This window comes from Sphingobacterium sp. JUb56 (assembly GCF_014191365.1).
In the GTDB taxonomy this organism is placed as follows: Bacteria; Bacteroidota; Bacteroidia; order Sphingobacteriales; family Sphingobacteriaceae; genus Sphingobacterium; species Sphingobacterium anhuiense.
This window is the reverse complement of the sequence record NZ_JACHWL010000001.1, coordinates 342,000-361,367: the sequence shown is the minus strand read 5'-3', so window position 1 is coordinate 361,367 and position 19,368 is coordinate 342,000. Positions and strand designations below refer to the sequence as shown.

The window sequence follows — 19,368 nt, the reverse complement described above, 5'->3', positions numbered from 1 at the left end:
ATACACATAAAATATTTACTATAAAGGTATATGAAGCGAACACGCGAACATAGAACTCAAAGTTATCGCTCCTGAAGACAACAAACTAAAACTTGATACACATGAAATAAAACTTTTTACACCCATCTTCATAATTTAACATGACAAAATAATCAGTATTGTTTTATTCGAAAAATTATTACTTATATTTGTTTGACAATTATTAATCATCATATCCTATTATGAAAGCACAATTTATTGAACTGTCTCCCCCTAACGAGAAGACAATCCTCATCAAGCAGGTCGATCAGGAGTTTTTGAGTAACCCCTTACATTTCCATGAGTTATGTGAACTCGTCCTAATTTTAGAGAGTTATGGAAAACGTGTCGTTGGCAATCATGTCGATAGCTTTAGTGCTGGAGATCTTGTGCTAATGGGACCAAATATCCCTCACATCTGGCGTAATGACGATATTTTTCTTAATCCCCAACATGATGAACGTGCAAGAGCAATCGTACTCTATTTTCCAGCGGATTTCTTACTACGACTTACAGATGATCAAGCAACCATTAGTGCTATGCAGCAATTCATCAAAAGATCAAAACGAGGATTGAGATTTCATGGACAAACCTTAGAACAAGCTACCGAACTAATTAAAAGTCTAGCACAGAAAAAGAGTTTTTCTAGAATCACAGGATTTCTAAATCTTATTGAATTGCTCCATCAGGCAGAAGAATGCGAAAATTTAGCCTCAGAAGGCTATAAACCTACTTTTGGAGAACAAGAAACCAATCGCATTAATAATGTATACATTTATGTTATGCAAAATTTCCGAGAAGAAGTTTCATTAGGAATAGCCGCAGAGTTGGTTAATATGACACCCAATGCCTTTTGTCGTTTTTTCAAACGCCATACCCAAAAATCATTCTCTAAATTTGTTAATGAAATGCGTATCGGACATGCGTGCAAATTGCTGATGAATAAACAACTGTCAATTTCTGAAATCTGCTACCAAAGTGGCTATCAAAATCTAACCAACTTCAATAAATTCTTTAAAACTATTATGAGAAAAAGTCCACGGGAATATCGTAAAGAAATGGACATGTAATTCCCTAATACAGGTATTAATACACGTTGATAAATTATAAAAGGTTAACTTTGCATCAATAATTGATAATAAACATCCAAACAAACTTTAGTGAATTCTTTAACTTTGGCAAGAACCATTAGAGCTTTCAATGAAATCATATTTATTATCATTAATAGCGATAGCTACGCTAACCTGTCCGCTATACGCACAACCTTCTAAGCAGGACAATCTTCAATCCGAACATTTAGCAACCCGTTGGGACGAAGCCATCCCTTTAGGAAATGGTATGCTTGGCGCATTAATCTGGCAAAAAGATAATACCTTAAGACTATCTTTAGATCGTGCCGATTTATGGGACGAGCGTAAGGCATTTCAACTTGAACAACATGACTTCAAATGGGTACAGCAAAAACTTCATTCGGGGCAATATACCGAAGTACAAAAATGGGGTGACAATCCTTATGGGGATTATCCCTACCCAACCAAACTTCCTGCCGCAGCCATGTCTTTTGATCTCGCTTCTTTAGGCAAGGTAGTCTCCAATGTACTGGATATAAAAACTGCAACAAACACCGTCCGCTTTGACAACGGAAACACATTTACTTGCTTTATTCATGCAGATAAACCAGTGGGTTATTTTGAGATTACAGGTCAAAATATACAAAATGCCCTTCCCAAATTACTTCCACATCAATATGCGTTGGCTTCTGATAATAGTAACGAAGTGTCCGTAGTCGATGGACAAAGTCTATCGCGGCTAGGCTATACACAAGGGAAGTTGACCACATCAACACACAGCCAGCTTATTCACCAGCCGACCTATGAAAATAGGTTTTATGAAGTATTATTGGAGTGGAAAGAAGTCTCGCCCAATAAGCTTATTGGTATGTGGACTGTAGCCAATAATGAAAAAGCAAACTTAAATAAAGAGATCCAATCAAAAACCACCAACAAATTTACAGAAACTCATCTCTCCTGGTGGAATGCTTACTGGAAGCAATCAGCGATAAACATACCTGATGCTTTATTACAAAGACAGTACTATTTGGAAATGTATAAAATCGGCGCTGCAGCAAGAAAAGGAGCACCGGCCATTACACTTCAAGCAGTTTGGACTGCAGATAATGGTGGATTACCGCCATGGAAAGGAGATTTTCACAATGATCTGAATACACAGCTCAGCTATTGGCCCACCTATACAGGAAATAGACTTGCTGAAGCCGAAACTTTCACAGACTGGTTATGGAAAATCAGACCAGCCAATTTAGCTTACACCAAACAGTATTTTGGTGTTGAAGGTCTTAACATTCCCGGCGTTCTGACATTAAGTGGAATCCCCATGGGCGGCTGGGTTCAATATGCCCTTTCACCAACAGTAAGCGCTTGGACCGCACACCATTTCTATATGCAATGGAAGTACAGTATGGATAAGAAATTTCTTAAGGAAAGAGCATTACCGTACATTATCGAATCGGCCACTTACCTTCGCAACATTACAGAGGTACGCAATGGAAAACGTTATCTTCCACTTAGCGCAAGTCCTGAATATAATGATAATAGCACAAATGCCTGGTTTAAAGATTGGACCAATTTTGATCTCGCCCTTGCCCATTTTCTATTTGAAGCTGCTGCAGAAGTAAGCGAAGCTAGCGGACAAATAAACGATGCCAAAGCATGGAGAGCTGTAGGAACACAACTACCCGGTTATGCAAAAAATGAAACAGGATTAATGGTTGCGGTCGATGTTCCTATGGAGCATTCCCACCGTCATATGTCACCCTATTTATCCATCTATCCACTAGGTCTTTTGGATATCAATAAAGCAGAAGATAAAGATCAGATCACAAAATCAATGCGCCATTTAGAAAAATTAGGCACTCGTGCTTGGGTTGGTTACTCCTTCAGCTGGATGGCTTGTTTACATGCCCGTGCAAAAGAGGGCGATCAGGCAGTTCTTAATCTCCAAAAATTTGCTAACAATTTTTGTTCGACCAATTCCTTCCATGTCAACGGAGACCAGAAAGGTGGACAATATTCAGGTTTTACTTATCGACCATTTACATTAGAAGGCAACTTTGCATTTGCACAGGGAATCCACGAATTGCTAATACAGAGCAAACAAGGTTATGTGGAGCTATTTCCAGCAATCCCGATAAGTTGGAAAAACATTTCCTTTACTGATCTCAGAGCTGAAGGTGGCTTCTTAATTAGCGCTTCTAAAACAAACGGTCAACTTGATAAATTGATCATTAAAGCAGAACAAACCGGTACTTTAAGATTACGCTATGAGCAACCATTAAAATCAAAAACAAATAAAATGATCAGTAAAGAAGGAGATACGTATAACATCTCTTTAAAAGCAGGCGAAAAAATAGAACTTCAAAAAATCTAATTAAATATAAAGCTTCCTTAGTATGATATAAACAGAAAAAATTGGAAGTTTTTAAAAAATAAGAGGAGCCCAATAAATATTGGGCTCCTCTTATAAAAAAATGTCCTGTTTAATATTCTATCCCTTAATAGAAATTATATTTTTATAGAACATTAGAGTTCAAAAAATTATTCACCTAATGCCTTTTGAATTATTTTTGACAAACTTTGCGCCCATTTCGTATACCCTCCAGAAAGATGGATGCCGTCAGTGCTATAATCATCCAACGATAAATTACCGTCAGCTTTTATAAACGTATCAGATAGCGGGGCATAGATCCAACATTGATCTTTAGCCTGAATCGCTAAAAGACGGTGTATATCCTCATATTTTCGTCTTCGGGGATCCGTACTTTCCACGCCTACAGGCAATGGCCCCGTTAAGATCAATTTAGAATTCTTCATATTCGTGCGTATCCATTTTTTTATTTCAAGGATACCTGCTACAATTTCTTCAGCCGTATCACCATCTAAGAAATTATTGACACCTATTGTTACGACAACAACTTTAGGAGCTGCCTCCTTATATTTACCATTGATCAACCTCCAAAGTACATGTTGTGTTCGGTCGCCCGCTATTCCTGCACAATCCCATTTGTATGATGAAAAAACGGATTCAAATGCAGTGTAACCTGGTTTATAAGGAAGATGTGACCTTGTACCTCCAATACCCTGTGTAATGGAATTACCGACAAATAAAATGTCCAACTGTTGTTTCTTACTGTCCAAAATACGGTTAATATCATCATTTTCTCCCCACCAGCCCATATTTGGACTCCAACCCGCTCCACTCCTATATTCTGAGCCAGCTGCGGCAATAGCTGCAAAGTTTAGCTTACGCCCATCTGCTCTTAGCAGAAAATCTACCAGTGGCGTTGGATCAGCTAAACTGTGCGGATGATGACCCACTGTCGGTTTATGTATAATTTCCAATTTTCCGCCAGCGGCAATATAAGCTTTGGCAAAAGGAAGTGTATTTTCATCCGGCGGTACTATATCATCCACATCACCGACAACATGAATCGAAGGAATTTTTAACGCACCGATTTCAGAAGCTCTATCCACAGGTGCATCTTTAAAATTAAGAGCCTGTTGTTCTGTCAGTTTATAAACCTGTTTAAAGATTTCCCAATTCTCTGGACTTCCTTTTCCCTTTCCTTGTCCTCCCGGCCAACTTTTAAAATTTAACACAGGTGCGTCAGCATAAATGGCACTAACACGATCCGGATAACGTAGAGCCCAATTGTATATATATACCCCACCTCGACTCATACCTTCCATAACTGCTTTTTTATTCAGTCCGAATTGCTGTAAGAATTTATAAAAATTATTCCAGATTTGTAGTGACTCCTCATTGCCAAAAAGTTCGGATACATCACAGTAAACGATATGATATCCTCGCTCCAACATCGCAATATCCAATTGAGGTTCATGTCCCCAGAAACGTGCGCGCCATATCCATGGGCTTCCTTTAGCTACGATTTTAGGTTTCACAACTCTCGCTTCTTTACCTTCAAAATCGAACGTTTCAGAAGAAAATCCATAAAAAGACTCACGCTTTCCATTCTTTATTTTAATTCTTGAAGCACCGGTTACTGGTGTTTTTATAAGTTCATATAATCGCTTTGCAACAAAACTAGCACCGATAGACGTTAGCCTTTTCTCTTTATCCAGATAAGCGTCACCTCCATATAAAGCAGGGGATAAATCCACGATTTCGCAGTTACTCTTAAAAGCAAGCGTCTGTAATTGTATTCTCGCAGATAATTGTTGCTTTTCATACGAGTTACTAGGAGTATGCAGCAATACCACTCGAGCACCTTTATTGATTGATGAAGTGATATTTTTCAATAATTTGCTATCATCTCCTTGTGAAAAATCAACATCATGATTCAGATCAAGAATCAGAAAATCTCCTTTCTTAATATTCAGATCATCCAAATGTTTTAATACATGATTATCAATAGATATCGGAGCGTTTGTTACGACATCCTTTCCATTTAAAAATACTTGATAATCTTTGCCGAACATCCCTCCCAACTGTGCAGGAAAGTTATTTTTTTCAGGCATAAACATCGCAGATCCTGTCGTGAATTCCTGTCCGATACAATAAATTTTACCCTTAGATTGAGCAAAAAGTATCGTAATAGTGCTCAGCATAATAAGGATCCATTTGATACAAATAGACAATAGATTTTTAATCATCGGTTTTAGGTTTAGATATCATATAAAGATAAAAAAAATCATTACACCAAGAGAGTCCTAAACAGCAAAAGTTTAGCCGGAATAAACATTCCGACTAAACATTCAATTTGAATATAAAATTTTAGAAGTGCTCAATTAAAAGTTACGATAAAGCGTCACTTTACGAACCCGCCAATATTGATCGCCAGTCATATTTGCAATAAATACTATTATTCCTAACAAAGAGGTCGTAGCTAAAACGTGTATTTTGTTAATTTAATATATGCAGTAAACAAATTCCAATATTCAAAAACCAAAGACATTGGTTTACATAATTTTTGCAATTATATGCTGCTATTAAAAAAAATATTCAATTTGAGCATCAAGTATACGATTTAAAAAATTAGATCTTGTGGTAATATAAGCACTATTTATATCAAGATAGCTTTCATTGAGACCAGGTGCATCTGGATCCAGAGTAGTTGCCCCGGAATTCATACAAACGTCAATTATATTACATTTATTTAAACCCGGAACTTGACTCGTAAGATGAAACAAGCTATAATCTTTACTAGTGAAAAATACTTTGATATGATCAGAATTGACACCATATATTCCCATTAAAACGTCAGTCAGGTATAATTGATGGTATCCAAAGCTTGTATTACTAGCTGGACTTAAAGGATATCGACCAATGAACATAGCTTTATCAGTTTTAATATTCCCTTCAGGTGTATAATAGTCAGGTGAAATATAATATACATACATTGTCACATTTTCAGTACCATTGAAAATATGTTGAATTTCTAGAGTTTTTCTCCCTAAAACATCGACAGTTATTTTGGGTATAGAAAATGTAATCTCTTTTTGTATTTGTGCCACTCCATGAGACCAATTTAAAACTATTGAACTTGCATTTGAAGCTAATAAAACGCCATTTCTATAAAGGCTAGCTTTTAACATTGTAGTTGTCGTTCCAATAGGATTAGAAGGAGGAGGAACCCTAAAAGTATAAGATCCTGTTCCAACGAGATCTGAACTTTGTCCAGAAACTTCAATTTTTAACATAAGATTTAATGTACTTGCTCCAGAAGGTGGTAGTAAATCAAAATTAGCTACCACTTCACCATTACCGGCTGAAGTTTCATTCAAACGAACAAACAGTTGCCAAGCATCTGATACGCTGGCTTTTGGCGATGTAGTTTTTTCGCTACTATCAAAAACTATTTCATCTTGCTTACAGGAGTTAAAGCTTAAAGCTAAAGTCAAAATAAATAGTAATTTGACCAATATACAAGTCCATTGTTTCCCTTTAAATATTTTTAATTTCATAATTTATGTTATTTGTTAAAATAAATATAACGCCTCTTACAATACAGATATAAACTAATTGTATCGGTAAAGGGTTACTTTCCGCACCCGCCAATATTGGTCGCCAATCATATTTGCAATAAATCCTATCGTAACCGGACCATCATTTGATACTGTAAAATCAAAACCTTTAAGTTCCAAACTTATACTTCCATAAGCCCCTGGCACTTGCTTATTACTATCAAAATCAGGTATCACCTGTCCGGGAATAGCAACAATTTTAACAGTCGAGCTACCTAAACCAAATGCTCCCAATTCAACTTGTAACCTATATTCTCCTTTAGGTAACATAGTTGTTTGATACATTTTTCCATTAACAATATTAGTTGAGCCCCACCCCGACTCCATATTCAGTACCGTATTGTCATCCGTACTCCAGCCCCCCATTTCGCCATGATTCTGTACAGTAGCATTAACGATCCAGTTTAACGGATCCCGAAACCGGTTAGCTTGTTGAACAGGTAAAAAAGGTTGTTGAAAATTTTTAAGATATTGCGCAGAGATATCTTTTGTTATCTTCATAGTCTCCTCCTCTTTTACGTAAAAAGTATCGATAGCATTTGCTTTTGGTTTATAAGAAGATCGATATAAAACAGGAGTTCCTATTTTCCAATCTGCAATAACAATCTCATTTTGCAAGCGGTTCACATTTACTTTTTTCTGTTTATTCAAGATATCCGTGTAAACAATTTCCGTTCCTACGTTTGCTTCCTCAGCATTTGCAAATACAGCTATTAATTGATCATTTACATCAATCTTAGCGCTCAATAAGATCCTATTTAAAAGTGTTGCCTCGTAGCGCTCGCCATAGACATTGACAGAAGTTAAGGTTTTAATAGACCGATTCCCTTCCTTATCATAAGAGTATATATCAAATAAATAAGTTGCCTCCTGCAGATCCTTGATTTCTGCATCATAAAGTTTCCCTTTAACAGGTTTAAATAGCAATTCTACAGAATCCTGGTCTTTATTCCAAAAAGCAAACACTTTATGAGCAGAGTGATTCGCAGGAAGTTCCCAGGTCAATCCAACTCTATTACGTCCCGAAAAACTTTTTAAAGAATCCACCTTTGTAGCATAACTGATTTCTCCTCCTTCAATAAATGGCGCAATAGTATCGTTCATTTTAGAGCAACTTATTACAGTCAATAATATGCTCGACAAATACCATAATTTTATTATATTTTTCATGTTTTATTATTCTTTATACTGTCCCCAAAACTGCATTTCTGATATTTGTCCTCCATCTAAACCAGACCAACTTTCTAACATTTTAACACGGATATAACGCACTTCTGGTGCTGATGTTAAAACACCGTACTCCTCTCCGGCACGTGCATAGGCAATATCATCATTAGTCCATTGCCCTGTTGGCAAACCTGAAGGTTTTTTAGATTCGTAGGTGCCAATCAACTGCCAACTGGCCCAATCACTAGAAGGATTATTAGAACCCCATATTTCAAATCGTTTTAAGTTATAGTGATCAAATATGAAACTATTGCTTGACGTTCTTTGAAAATATTTAAAGCGGCTTAATTTCACTTTTTTACCCAGATCAAAAGAAACAGACATCGGCATCTTTCCATTACCTGAATGCCAAGCATCGTCTCCAAATATATTGTTCCAAATGGCGGGGATATCGCGACCTGAACCTAAAGGTGGCGTGTCATTATCATACTTAATGGCCCGGTAAAGATTCCGATCCAAAAGCAATTCCTCAATAGGTAGAATATTCTTAACAATAGGTGAAGAAGTATTCCCAAATTTATCTTTGATGACTACAACAAAAGTTACAGGCTCAGGTTCATAACCTCTAATATTAAAAGAGATATTTTTCACCTTTGTATAAAAAGTACTAATAGGTCTTTCCATATTTGAACTTGGCACTTTTTGTGAAACTAAAATTCTGAAATCTGATTCAGACGGATTATTGACGATGATTCCCATTCCTCCAAAATCATCAATCAATCCAATAGTATTAGCTAACGATATAATCGGGGGCGTTGTCGGCTTGACCTCGATAACTGTGGGTAAAGAACTATTTTCACCTTTATCAAAAGCCGTCAATTCAACTTTATACGTCTTTTCCTCTCCAAATCCATCTACCACTAACGAATCATTATTTTTCGAAGATTTAGTCTCTCTAAAGACTCCGGGTCGGATCTCATACCTCGCTTTCACATAGGACAAATCCACATCAGTCGGGACTTTATAATGTAACACAGCACGTCCGGGACCATTTTCTATGTTAACGTTATTGACAGTTCCTGGACCTTTTCCATCCGATGACAGCGGTTCTGTTGTACCTAGATCTTCTTTACATGCATTGGTCCAAAACATCGAACCGAGCAAGATCAACCTTAATATTTTAATTTTCATAATAGATCTTTTAATTACCATCCAAGATTTTGAACCAAATTTTTATTGACCAGTATATTGTTATCCTTAATAGGCCAGAAATAATCCTTTATTTCAAATTGAGGAGTAAACAACACCCTTTCTCTATAAAATCCTTCCATACTTTCCTGATTGATATCCCAACCTTTAATCGTTTGACTCATTTCTTCAGGTGCAGTTTTCCATCTTCTTAAATCCCAGAATCGGCTACCTTCAAAAGCCATCTCAATTAACCGCTCTTGTCTGATAATATCCCGAAGACCTTCTTTCGTCGCAGGCTTATTTGGATTAGATGAATAATTTGTCCAAGACTCCTTTACACCTTTCAAACCAGCGCGTGCCCGGACTTTATCCAGATATACAAGCGCATCATCACCAGGACCATTCGATTCATTAGCAGCCTCAGCAAACATCAGATATAAATCTGCCAAACGTACATTCGGCCAGGTATAACGCTGGATACTGTAATCACTTCCTTCGTACATCGTATTCAAGTAATTAACTAATTTCTTAGGCCAATAACCTGTTGCAGAAAAATTACGGATATTCGTCTTTCCTGCGGTCTCTTTAAATCTGGCTTTGACGTAATTCGTATTAACAGTTCCATCTTCATATTTTCCGAGCCCATACCAGATTCCGCGATCAAATCCCATATCCGCATAAAATCGAGGTTCGCGATCAAAGTGCAGTTGTACTGTAGACTGCCCTTCTTTTACATAGTATTTATGGTCAACCTCTCCCACGCGATAGACAAATCGATCAGCGAAAGGATAAGTTTTATCTTCCTTTATCGGCACCCCATTTTTTGAATAAAACAGCTCTGTCATTTTCATAGTAGGTGAAATACACGATAAAATGCTATAATTCCCAACTACACGAGCCATAGAGGCATCTTGCAAAGTGGATGTATTGCTGTTTGTCAATCCCCAGATAATTTCAGGATTCCATTTTTCAGTTATTGCCCCCTGTATTGACAATAAAGTACGTGTTTCAGTTGAAAGCGTTCCTGTTCCTGCTGTAGGTAAAAAATCATACAGTTTGGAACCACTGGCTTCTGCCGAAGCAATCGCTTCTTTCGCCGCATCCATCGCAATCGTCCATTTTTCTTTCTTTTCTACCTGATTGAATAACTGCTTTCCAGTATTATCCATCAATGAAGCCATTTCTGTATTCCCATTAAATAATGGACTCGCGGCGAGTAATAATACACGAGCCTTAATGGCCAGTGCAATTGGTTTTGTAATTCTTCCCAGGTCATTAATGGGGCTTTCTACTTTATCCGGAAGATTTGGAATAGCCTTATCTAAAGTTTCCACAATATAATCCACTGTTTCATCAACTGTGGCCCGATACACTCTTACTTCTTCAGGTGTTGATGAAATAGGTAGATTCTCCTTTACCAAAACAATAGGACCATACATCCTAAATAAATAAAAGTGATAGTATGCCTTCAAAAAATTCACTTCCGCGATCCACTGATCGCGTTCAAATGAATTAAGATCGCGTGGAATAGTTATGTTTTCTAGAAAAATATTACAATCCCGAATTCCCTGATAAAGATCTTTACCTCCATATTCCCCATCCCAGTAATTCAGTACCGGATCGGTGATTCCCATCTCTCCACGACCAATAAGCCATGCTCTGTAATCAATAATAGGATTTTGATCGATCCCTTCATACAGCCATATTTCATCGCCACCAAGAAATGCAGGGTTTGTCGTTGGATCACCATCAACGGGTAAATAAGAATAACAGGTATACAAATATCGTTCAGCCATTGCTTTACTTACGAAAGCATCCTGTATCGTCGCAATATTATCTGGCACCACATCCAGAAACTTTTTACAAGAGCTGACCATTATAACAATTGTTATCAAAATACCTGATAGTATATTTTTTGTTTTCATAAGTTTAAAAAGTTAGATTGATACCAAAATTGTAAACACGCTGAATCGGATAATTAAACGCATTTCCACCCAACTCAACATCCCATAGCTTGAACTTGCTAAACGTCAGCAAGTTATTTCCAAGAACATATACCCGTAATTTTGATATTTTAAGTTTAGAAAGCCAATGTTCAGGAAGTGTATATCCCAACTCCACCTGTTTCAATCGCAGGAACGAACCATCCCGCATAAACCAGGTACTTTGTTGTGCATTGTTATTGTTCACTGCAGAACTTAATCTTGGCCAAAGGGCATACAAATTTTTATTCTCTTCAGACCAATGATCGTCAGCATATGCCTTCAGGAATGCCCGTTGGTCGCCGATAAATGGACTTGTAGCCCCATAGTTTATCCAAAAAGACCTTCTTCCTAATCCAGAGAAAAAGGATGAAAAGTCGAGACCTTTATATCCCATGGAAAAACCGAAACCCACAGTTACCTCCGGAGAAGTTGGGAAACCTAACGGAACACGATCTGCATCTGTTATCCGGCCATCTCTATTGATATCCCGAAATTTTATATCGCCAGGCATATATTCACCATAGGTTTGCAAAGGCGAATTACGGATATCCTCTTCATCGATAAACAGACGTTCGGCAATTAAGCCATAGCCTTGACTAAGTGGATTACCGACAACACTTCGGTATTCTTCTCCTTTGGGATACTCGGACTCCTCGTAGACCAGGTATCGATTAGTTGCATACGTAAAATTCGCACGCAATCCCAACCAGTAACCTGAAGCGAAACCTTTATTATAATCTACCGAAGCCTCGAAAGCCTCAGATTTGGCCTTACCTACATTTGCCCTCACCGCAGCAGCTAAGCCCATCGTGCTTGGAATAAATGCCCGGTTCATTAAGATATTTGTACGGTGATCGGTTGAATAATCCGCAACAATTGTAAAATCTTTAATATTCAGATCCATACCAAGGTTTAAGCGTCTTGATTTCTCCCAGGTAATGAAAATATTATCATATCTATTGATTGATACACCTGGTCGGTTTCGAGTAAAATTTTCCCCAAATGAGTAACTCATTGCTGGATTATTCAGTTGAACGTCCGATAAATAGAAAAAACGGTCTTCTGGTCCACCAATAGCATCATTACCGATAAAACCATAGGTAGCACGAAGTTTAAATTGTTTGACAATATCAGACATCGGTTTCCAAAAACTTTCATTTGCAATATTCCATGCTACCCCAGCAGAGGGGAAAAAACCGTAACGGCTATCTTTATGGAAACGTTCAGAACCATTTAGCCCAAAATTGACCTCAATCATATAACGGCTGTCATAACCATAACTCGCTCTTCCTGAAACGCCTAGATTTCGGTAAGGTAAAGAAGTCTGCAATGAAGTTGTCTTTGCAGAAGACTCAATACTATTTCTTAAAATCCCAACCAACAAAGCACTTACGGAATGTTTGTCTGCAAATACTTGATCATAATTTAGTGCTAACTCTCCATATGAAGAAGTTGCGACTTCTTTAGGAGACTGTGTATAGTCAAGCGTATTACTACCTGTTAGTTCATTCAGTTGAATGAGATTATAAACACCGTTCATCAAGCTCCCTTCATCCAGCATATAGTAGTACGGATTGTATTTTCTATTAATAGAAAAATACGAACGTCGCTGTGTGCTCGCCATAAACCTAAGCTTCAATCCTTGCAGCAAAATCTCAGACAAATCTTGTTTTAACTCCAGTTGTGAAAGCATCAAGGATCTTGAATAATCCTGATACCCTCTAACCATTTCTGCATACGGATTGTTGTAAAAACCAGCACCTTCACTTGATTGATAGTTTCCAAACAAAATATGCTCGGTAAATTCATTTGCCTCATCTGGCTTATAGTATGCCGGAAAACGAACTGGATTGGTGTTTACAATACTGGAATAAACAGCACTTCCCCCATTCAAGGGACCATTATAATCGTCAAAATTGCCGTACATCCTGACAGCCAAGTCTGTCGAAGATGTTAATTTCATATCCACATTTGATCGCAGGGAGTACGAATTCAATTTGATATTATTATTAAAATTATTACGCTTATCAACATTTAAAATACCGTTGTCCGTATTCATTGATCCCGTCACAAAATACGAAGCCACCTTTCCGCCCCCTCTTATACTCATATTGGCTTTGGTATTGGTTGTACTTTTCTTGAGCAACATACCCATCCAGTCATTAGCCGGATAGAGATTAGGATCCATTCCCGCAATTGTTGCATCGATCTTACTTTGAAAGTAAGGCGTTACAGCCTCGGGACTACGGTTTATCGCCGCCTCATTGGCCTTAATCATATACGTAATAGGATCGGCTAATTCTAAATTTCTGGTAGGTGCAGAGGTATTACGATCCAGTTGAAAGTTTAAGATTGCCTTTCCTTCTCGACCTCTCTTAGTCGTTACTAAAATCACACCATTAGCACCTCGAGCACCATACACTGCGGCAGACGTAGCATCTTTCAAAATCGAAAAACTTTCAATATCATTTGGCTGTAAGCGCGCTAAATCGGTAGAATTCAGCTCTAGACCATCAATCAGTATTAATGGTTCTGTCTTATATCCAAAACTTGCTGCTCCACGGATAAAAAACTGCGCATTATCCTGCCCCGGTTCTCCCGAAGTTTGATAAGCAATCATACCGGCTACCCGCCCCTGCAAAGCTGTTGTAAGATTACTCGATGAAGTCTTCAATTCCTTAGGGCTGATCGTCGTCACAGCTCCCACCAGACTTTCCTTCTTTTGTGTTGTACCAAATCCCGTTACGACCACTTCTTCTATACCTTGATTGACACTCGTCAGCATTACATCAAGAGTAGGTTTTTCAACATTCGGAATCTCAAGCGCTGCATATCCCACAGAACGGAAAATAAGTGTTTCTCCTTTATTGATGTCCAAGATATAACGCCCATTTTGGTCCGTGGTCGTACCTATCCCTGATCGCCCCTTCACAGTGACGGAAACACTAGATATCACGGTACCTAAAGAATCTTTCACTGTACCCGACACCGCTATCTTCTCTTGTTGATTAATGGGTACTGCAATCTGTACAGGCATATAATTCACTTTGGTAACCACACTCATCTTACGGGTATCTTCTTTTTTCTCGATGATGATAATGGCTTTTTTCTCCATAATATATTGAAGATCCAGCGGAAATAACACCTGTTGTAAAGCCTCTTCTAAAGGAGTATTTACTAATTTTACATTTTTGAGCACTTTCCCCTTTAACAGGTTTCCTTTCGCGATTATATTATAATTGGTCTTTGATTTAACGACTTTTAAAAAGTCTGTTAAAGAAACATTTGATTTGGAATATGAAATAGTCTGACTAAATGTATTTGCATTTACATGTAAGACCATTAGGAATACGAACGTAAATACAAGCTTCAGTTTTTTCCACCTGCATACGCCCGGATACTTTTCAAAGCACCGATAGCAGTTCTCTACATTATTCATTATCTTTGGTTAGATTTAAAAATTAACTAGTACGTTTTAATTGGTTATTTTTATCAATTAGCTAGAGAGTTGCCCCTCTCTAGCTTCATAATAAGTAGATCATTTTATCACCATCACCCTCCTTCCTTTAATTTCAAATTTTGCACTCTGTGTCTTTTGCAGCGCAAGCAGATTTTCTTCCAATTTTTCAGACTTAGACAATGTTCCCCAGATTTCTACCGACCGCAATTCAGCATCAGCAAATTCAAATTCAACATCATACCATCTCGAAAGAGCCTCCGTAACGTCCTCCAGACGAGCTTGGTTAAACATGAATTCTCCATTTTTCCAGGCAAGCACTTCATTAACATCAAAATTTTGAATATTAACCTTATTTCCAGATCGTACTGACTGCTGGCCAGGTTTTAAAATAACAGCTTTTTCCACTTTGTCTTTTGAACCAACCTGCACACTACCTTCTGTAAGAGAAGTAATTGATTTTTCCTCGGATAGATAAGCATAGACATTAAATTTTGTACCTAAAACGCGAATTTTCTCTTTGGGTGTTTCTACAATGAACGGTGTATTATTCAAATGCTTTACTTCAAAGTAAGCTTCCCCTTGCAGTTTTACGTAACGCTCATGTTTGGAAAAAGCAACATTAAATTCCAATTTTGAATCGGCATTCATCCACACCATAGTCCCATCTGGGAGATGGATTTTATATTCACCACCTTTAGGTGTGATAACAGTTGATATTTCATTATTTGATTGCTCCTTATTATTTTCTAAAAAGACAATCGAACCATCCTTTTCTTTCATATAAGCAAGTGCACCCGCCTGTCGCTGTTCACCTACCTGTAAATCATCAAAAGTGTGTTCATTTCCTTTAGCATCTTTTATTACTGCCTGTTTGTTTTCTAAATGCGCATGTTCGTTTCCGTTATTAAAAGAGAAATATAACCAATAACCAATCAGCAGCATTGCCAAAACAGCAGCACAACTTGAGATAATTCGAATAAAATTGATTCGTTTAATAGGTGGGTTATTCTTTTCCTTAATAATGGTATACAGCTTGCGCCCGAGATCCTGCAATTCCTGTTCTGATAGTTCAGTTACTTCATTATCATTATAGGAAGTATACCACTGGTCGAGTTCGATCAGTTCTTCTTCAGAAATAGTTTTATCAAGAACTTTTTTTGAAAGTTCTTGAATTCGGTTTAAGGATAATTGGTCCTTCATATGATTTGGTACTTAGGCTTATTATACTACCTACCAATCGTAAAGACCTTATCCCCTACTTCAAAATTTTATTTTTTTTTAAAATCCAATACATGTAAGAATTTACGAGGGTTTTGCAAACATAAATCTGGCACTCTGGATGAAAAAATACCGCTAAATATTTAAGAAGATCAACAGTGCTTTTAATGTACCACTAGTACCCAAAACAGTACGAATACGCTTTCTTGCTTTCAACAATTGCGTTTCTACTGTTTTCTCAGAGATTTCCAGCTCTGTTGCTATTTCTTTTTGCGTATACCCACTTTCTACCCGTAGCCGGAAAATAAGTTGACATTTTTCCGGTAATACGCACACTGTCCTTTCTATAATTTCACTTAGAAATTTAGCGTCAAGTTCTTCCTCAATCGTAAAATCCAATTGATTCCTATATTTTGAAAGCCACTCGAGGTAGTTTTCCCGATGCTTACTACGTGCATAGTAATTTATAATTTCATACTTTACAGCTTTTGCCAAATAGGGCTGAAATGAGTCTAAGATCTGAACACTAGTTCTTCTTCTCCATAGATTAAAAAAAATAGTTTGAACGATCTCTTCTGCAATTTCATTGTCACGCGTACGATTTTTTGCCACTAAATAAATACTAGCCCAATATCTATTGTAGACTTCAGTATATGCCTTTTCAGAGCCTTCATTAATCAATTGGCAAAGTGAACAGTCGCTAATATCTTTCATTGGAATAAATTTTAAAGCAGTAAGTTGTTAACCTACTTAGGCAGATTTCATATTAAGTCAAATTGGACTGTCAAATTATAAAAAAAACCAATAAACATCAAGCGTATAATTGATATTTATTGGTTTTTCAAACATAGACATTAAATGTAAATCGGTTATTCAATAAAATCCAGTTCCGCTACAGTAAGGAGTTTTCCTCCTCCAGTTATTTCTGTCGATTCAACCGTGATGTATCGTGCTTGGATATTTTTAGAAAATCGATGTGTGCGCTTTGTAGGATCATTAATTAGATTTCCAAATTCAAATCGTTCAGCATCACTCCAATTCTTTCCGTCATTACTGACTCTCACCACGCCTTTCGCCATCATCCCTTTGCCGTGTTCTTTTTGTGGTGTATAACTAAATGCTGTTAAATTATACTGCTTTCCAAGATCTATCGAAATATGTTGTGAAGCGCCATTATCATTAGATTGCCAATACGTTTTTGGGTCTGCATCGAAAGCCAATTTCGCACCATGTTTAGCAATCTCACTGCTATTATCGATAAGTTGCCATTGTTTTTTAGCAATACCAATTGTTTCTTCTGCAACTGCACCGACCAATTTATCAGCATTAATTGCCACAGCTTTTATCTGCCCACCTTTTACAGCAATCGGCTGTGTATATACAGGTGACTGTGCTGTAGGTTGACTGCCATCTAACGTGTAGTGTATTTGAAAATTGGTGTTTAGATTTTTAAGAATATCCTCACCATGCGGTTTCCATCCAAACTCACTTTTTAAAGGAGCAATAGCAACCATACCATCTACACTGCGATTAAATACCAATTGCGGAGGTCTTCCGGGAGCATAATGAGCAGAGACATTGCTGATAACCGGAGTAGCCCTACTTTCTAACACACGAATGCGGAATTTATCTGATGTCACTTCCGGGAAACGAAGAATACGTTTGTACCCCACATTAGTCGCATGGGCGATCTCTTTCCATTGACCATCGATCCAAGCATCTAAAGCATGCTTTTCGATACGTTCACCATTTGTGCTTACAGCTTCCTGAATAACAAAGCGATTTATTTTCACAGGCTTTACAGTAGTGTAAATCAGTTCCGGATTTTTATCCGACAAGATACTAAAGGATTCCATATTGTCATCCAATGTTTCTTTGCTTCCTTTTGCTCCACGCAAAAGATTCTGACCGTAGGTTTCTTTAATACGGCTTCCTACTTCATGTAGTACCTTAACATCTTCAGGTGAAAATTTTCCATCTCTATTCGGTGGTATATTCAAAAGAAATGTAGAATTACCCCCGACCGATCGTTCATAAATATCAAAAACATCATCAGTACTTCTCACTTTCTGATGCGTATCGTCTCTATAAAACCATCCTTCTCGAATCGAAGTATTTGTTTCGGCCTGTTGGTAATGTAGGTATTTAGCTTTTAATACCTTCGCCCGACTTCCCAAATCTTCATCTGTAAGATCAAGAAAATTCTGAAGTCCTGCAGGATCGTCATGATATGGAATTACATTCCATTCCGTGCTTCTGGTATTTCCAGATTCATTCCCACACCATCGGATATCTTCTTTCCCAAAAATTACGGCCTCTGGGGCCAACTTTTTGATCAGTTCACGCCACGCATCGTAATTGTATTTTTGTCCACCCTTTGTTTTCGGGTGCGCACCGTCAAACCAAACCTCGTGTACAGGACCGTATTCCGTCAATAATTCAAACAGTTGGTTTAAGAAATATTCGTTGTAATCGTCTACTTTAAAATTGAACTTTGTTTTATTTTTAAATGGTCTTCCAGCTACTTCACGAGGAATTGTTCGTTGCGTGTATTCACTTAAATTGCCATAAAGTCCATCAGCACTTTCAATTTGAAAAAGATCTGCTGGAGATAAATAGACCCCCAGTTTTAATCCATACTTCTTACAGGAAGCTGTTAAATCTTTCAAGATATCACCTTTTCCTTCTCTGAATCCAGTAGACATAATACCATGTTTCGTATACCTACTTTGCCAAAGCACAAAACCATCATGATGCTTCACCGTTATGATTACTTTCTTCATACCGGCAGCCTTCATTGCCTCGCACCATTGGTCAGTATCTAGGTTTTTAAGATCAAAGATCTTCGGGTCTTCCATACCATTTCCCCATTCCATTTTAGTAAATGTATTGGGACCAACATGGATAAAAGCAATAAATTCATTTTTTAAAGCCTGGTATTGATTTGCTGTAGGCACAACATGAACGGCTTTCCTTAATATATCTTCAGGACTATCGGTACTCTTAATTTCGTACGTATTCTTAACAGGTATTTTCTTACTATTCACTTGCGCATGACCATATATAGAGGCAAACCCTAACATAGATGTCAATAGGATAGATTTATTCATAATTCTAATAATTTGATTAACATAGTTATTTAGATTTTGAATAATAGTACTGAGCATTATTCAATGTGCAATTTACTTTGTCCTACTGAAAAAGATGAATACAAAATTAACGTATACTAAGCCTATATTACCATTTTAAACTTAAACATCAGACACAAGGA

11 protein-coding genes are annotated in these 19,368 nt (G+C 37.4%); 2 read left to right on the top strand and 9 right to left on the bottom strand.

What is annotated here, in order from left to right; translation table 11 throughout:
- Positions 1–221 precede the first annotated feature (221 nt).
- Both FHR29_RS01300 and FHR29_RS01295 read left to right on the top strand, forming a co-directional pair.
- Positions 222–1,088 (top strand): AraC family transcriptional regulator, encoded by an 867-nt coding sequence (locus FHR29_RS01300; protein WP_132770220.1) that lies wholly within the window; start codon positions 222–224, stop codon positions 1,086–1,088.
- A gap of 130 nt (positions 1,089–1,218) precedes the next feature.
- Positions 1,219–3,462 carry a glycosyl hydrolase family 95 catalytic domain-containing protein gene (locus FHR29_RS01295; RefSeq protein WP_183911918.1) on the top strand — a complete coding sequence of 748 codons (2,244 nt, stop codon included), beginning with the start codon at positions 1,219–1,221 and terminating at the stop codon, positions 3,460–3,462.
- Positions 3,463–3,629: 167 nt separating this feature from the next.
- On the opposite strand, the gene FHR29_RS01290 is transcribed toward FHR29_RS01295, so the two are convergent.
- From FHR29_RS01290 to FHR29_RS01250, 9 genes are all read right to left on the bottom strand, one after another.
- Complete coding sequence (locus FHR29_RS01290) at positions 3,630–5,705, bottom strand: GDSL-type esterase/lipase family protein (RefSeq protein ID WP_183911916.1); 2,076 nt, start codon at positions 5,703–5,705, stop codon at positions 3,630–3,632.
- A 336-nt stretch (positions 5,706–6,041) separates the two neighbouring features.
- Positions 6,042–7,016: a hypothetical protein gene (locus FHR29_RS01285; RefSeq protein ID WP_183911914.1), complete on the bottom strand. Its 975-nt coding sequence runs from the start codon at positions 7,014–7,016 to the stop codon at positions 6,042–6,044.
- Positions 7,017–7,070: 54 nt separating this feature from the next.
- A complete protein-coding gene (locus FHR29_RS01280) occupies positions 7,071–8,180 on the bottom strand; it encodes a DUF4998 domain-containing protein (protein ID WP_183911912.1) in 1,110 nt (369 codons plus the stop codon).
- A gap of 72 nt (positions 8,181–8,252) precedes the next feature.
- Entirely contained in the window at positions 8,253–9,434 is a 1,182-nt protein-coding gene (locus FHR29_RS01275) for a DUF5000 domain-containing lipoprotein (RefSeq protein WP_183911910.1), read from the bottom strand.
- Positions 9,435–9,448: 14 nt separating this feature from the next.
- On the bottom strand, positions 9,449–11,359 hold the full coding sequence (locus FHR29_RS01270) for a RagB/SusD family nutrient uptake outer membrane protein (RefSeq protein WP_183911908.1): 1,911 nt from the start codon (positions 11,357–11,359) through the stop codon (positions 9,449–9,451).
- Between the two features lie 4 nt (positions 11,360–11,363).
- Positions 11,364–14,858 carry a TonB-dependent receptor gene (locus FHR29_RS01265; protein ID WP_183911906.1) on the bottom strand — a complete coding sequence of 1,165 codons (3,495 nt, stop codon included), beginning with the start codon at positions 14,856–14,858 and terminating at the stop codon, positions 11,364–11,366.
- 99 nt (positions 14,859–14,957) lie between these two features.
- The gene (locus tag FHR29_RS01260) at positions 14,958–16,079 is read right to left on the bottom strand and encodes a FecR family protein (RefSeq protein WP_183911904.1); all 1,122 of its coding nucleotides are present in this window, start codon (positions 16,077–16,079) and stop codon (positions 14,958–14,960) included.
- Between the two features lie 153 nt (positions 16,080–16,232).
- Positions 16,233–16,811, bottom strand: a complete 579-nt coding sequence (locus tag FHR29_RS01255; RefSeq protein ID WP_183911902.1) for an RNA polymerase sigma factor — start codon at positions 16,809–16,811, stop codon at positions 16,233–16,235.
- Between the two features lie 155 nt (positions 16,812–16,966).
- A complete protein-coding gene (locus tag FHR29_RS01250; RefSeq protein ID WP_183911900.1) occupies positions 16,967–19,207 on the bottom strand; it encodes an alpha-L-fucosidase in 2,241 nt (746 codons plus the stop codon).
- Between the last annotated feature and the right edge of the window lie 161 nt (positions 19,208–19,368).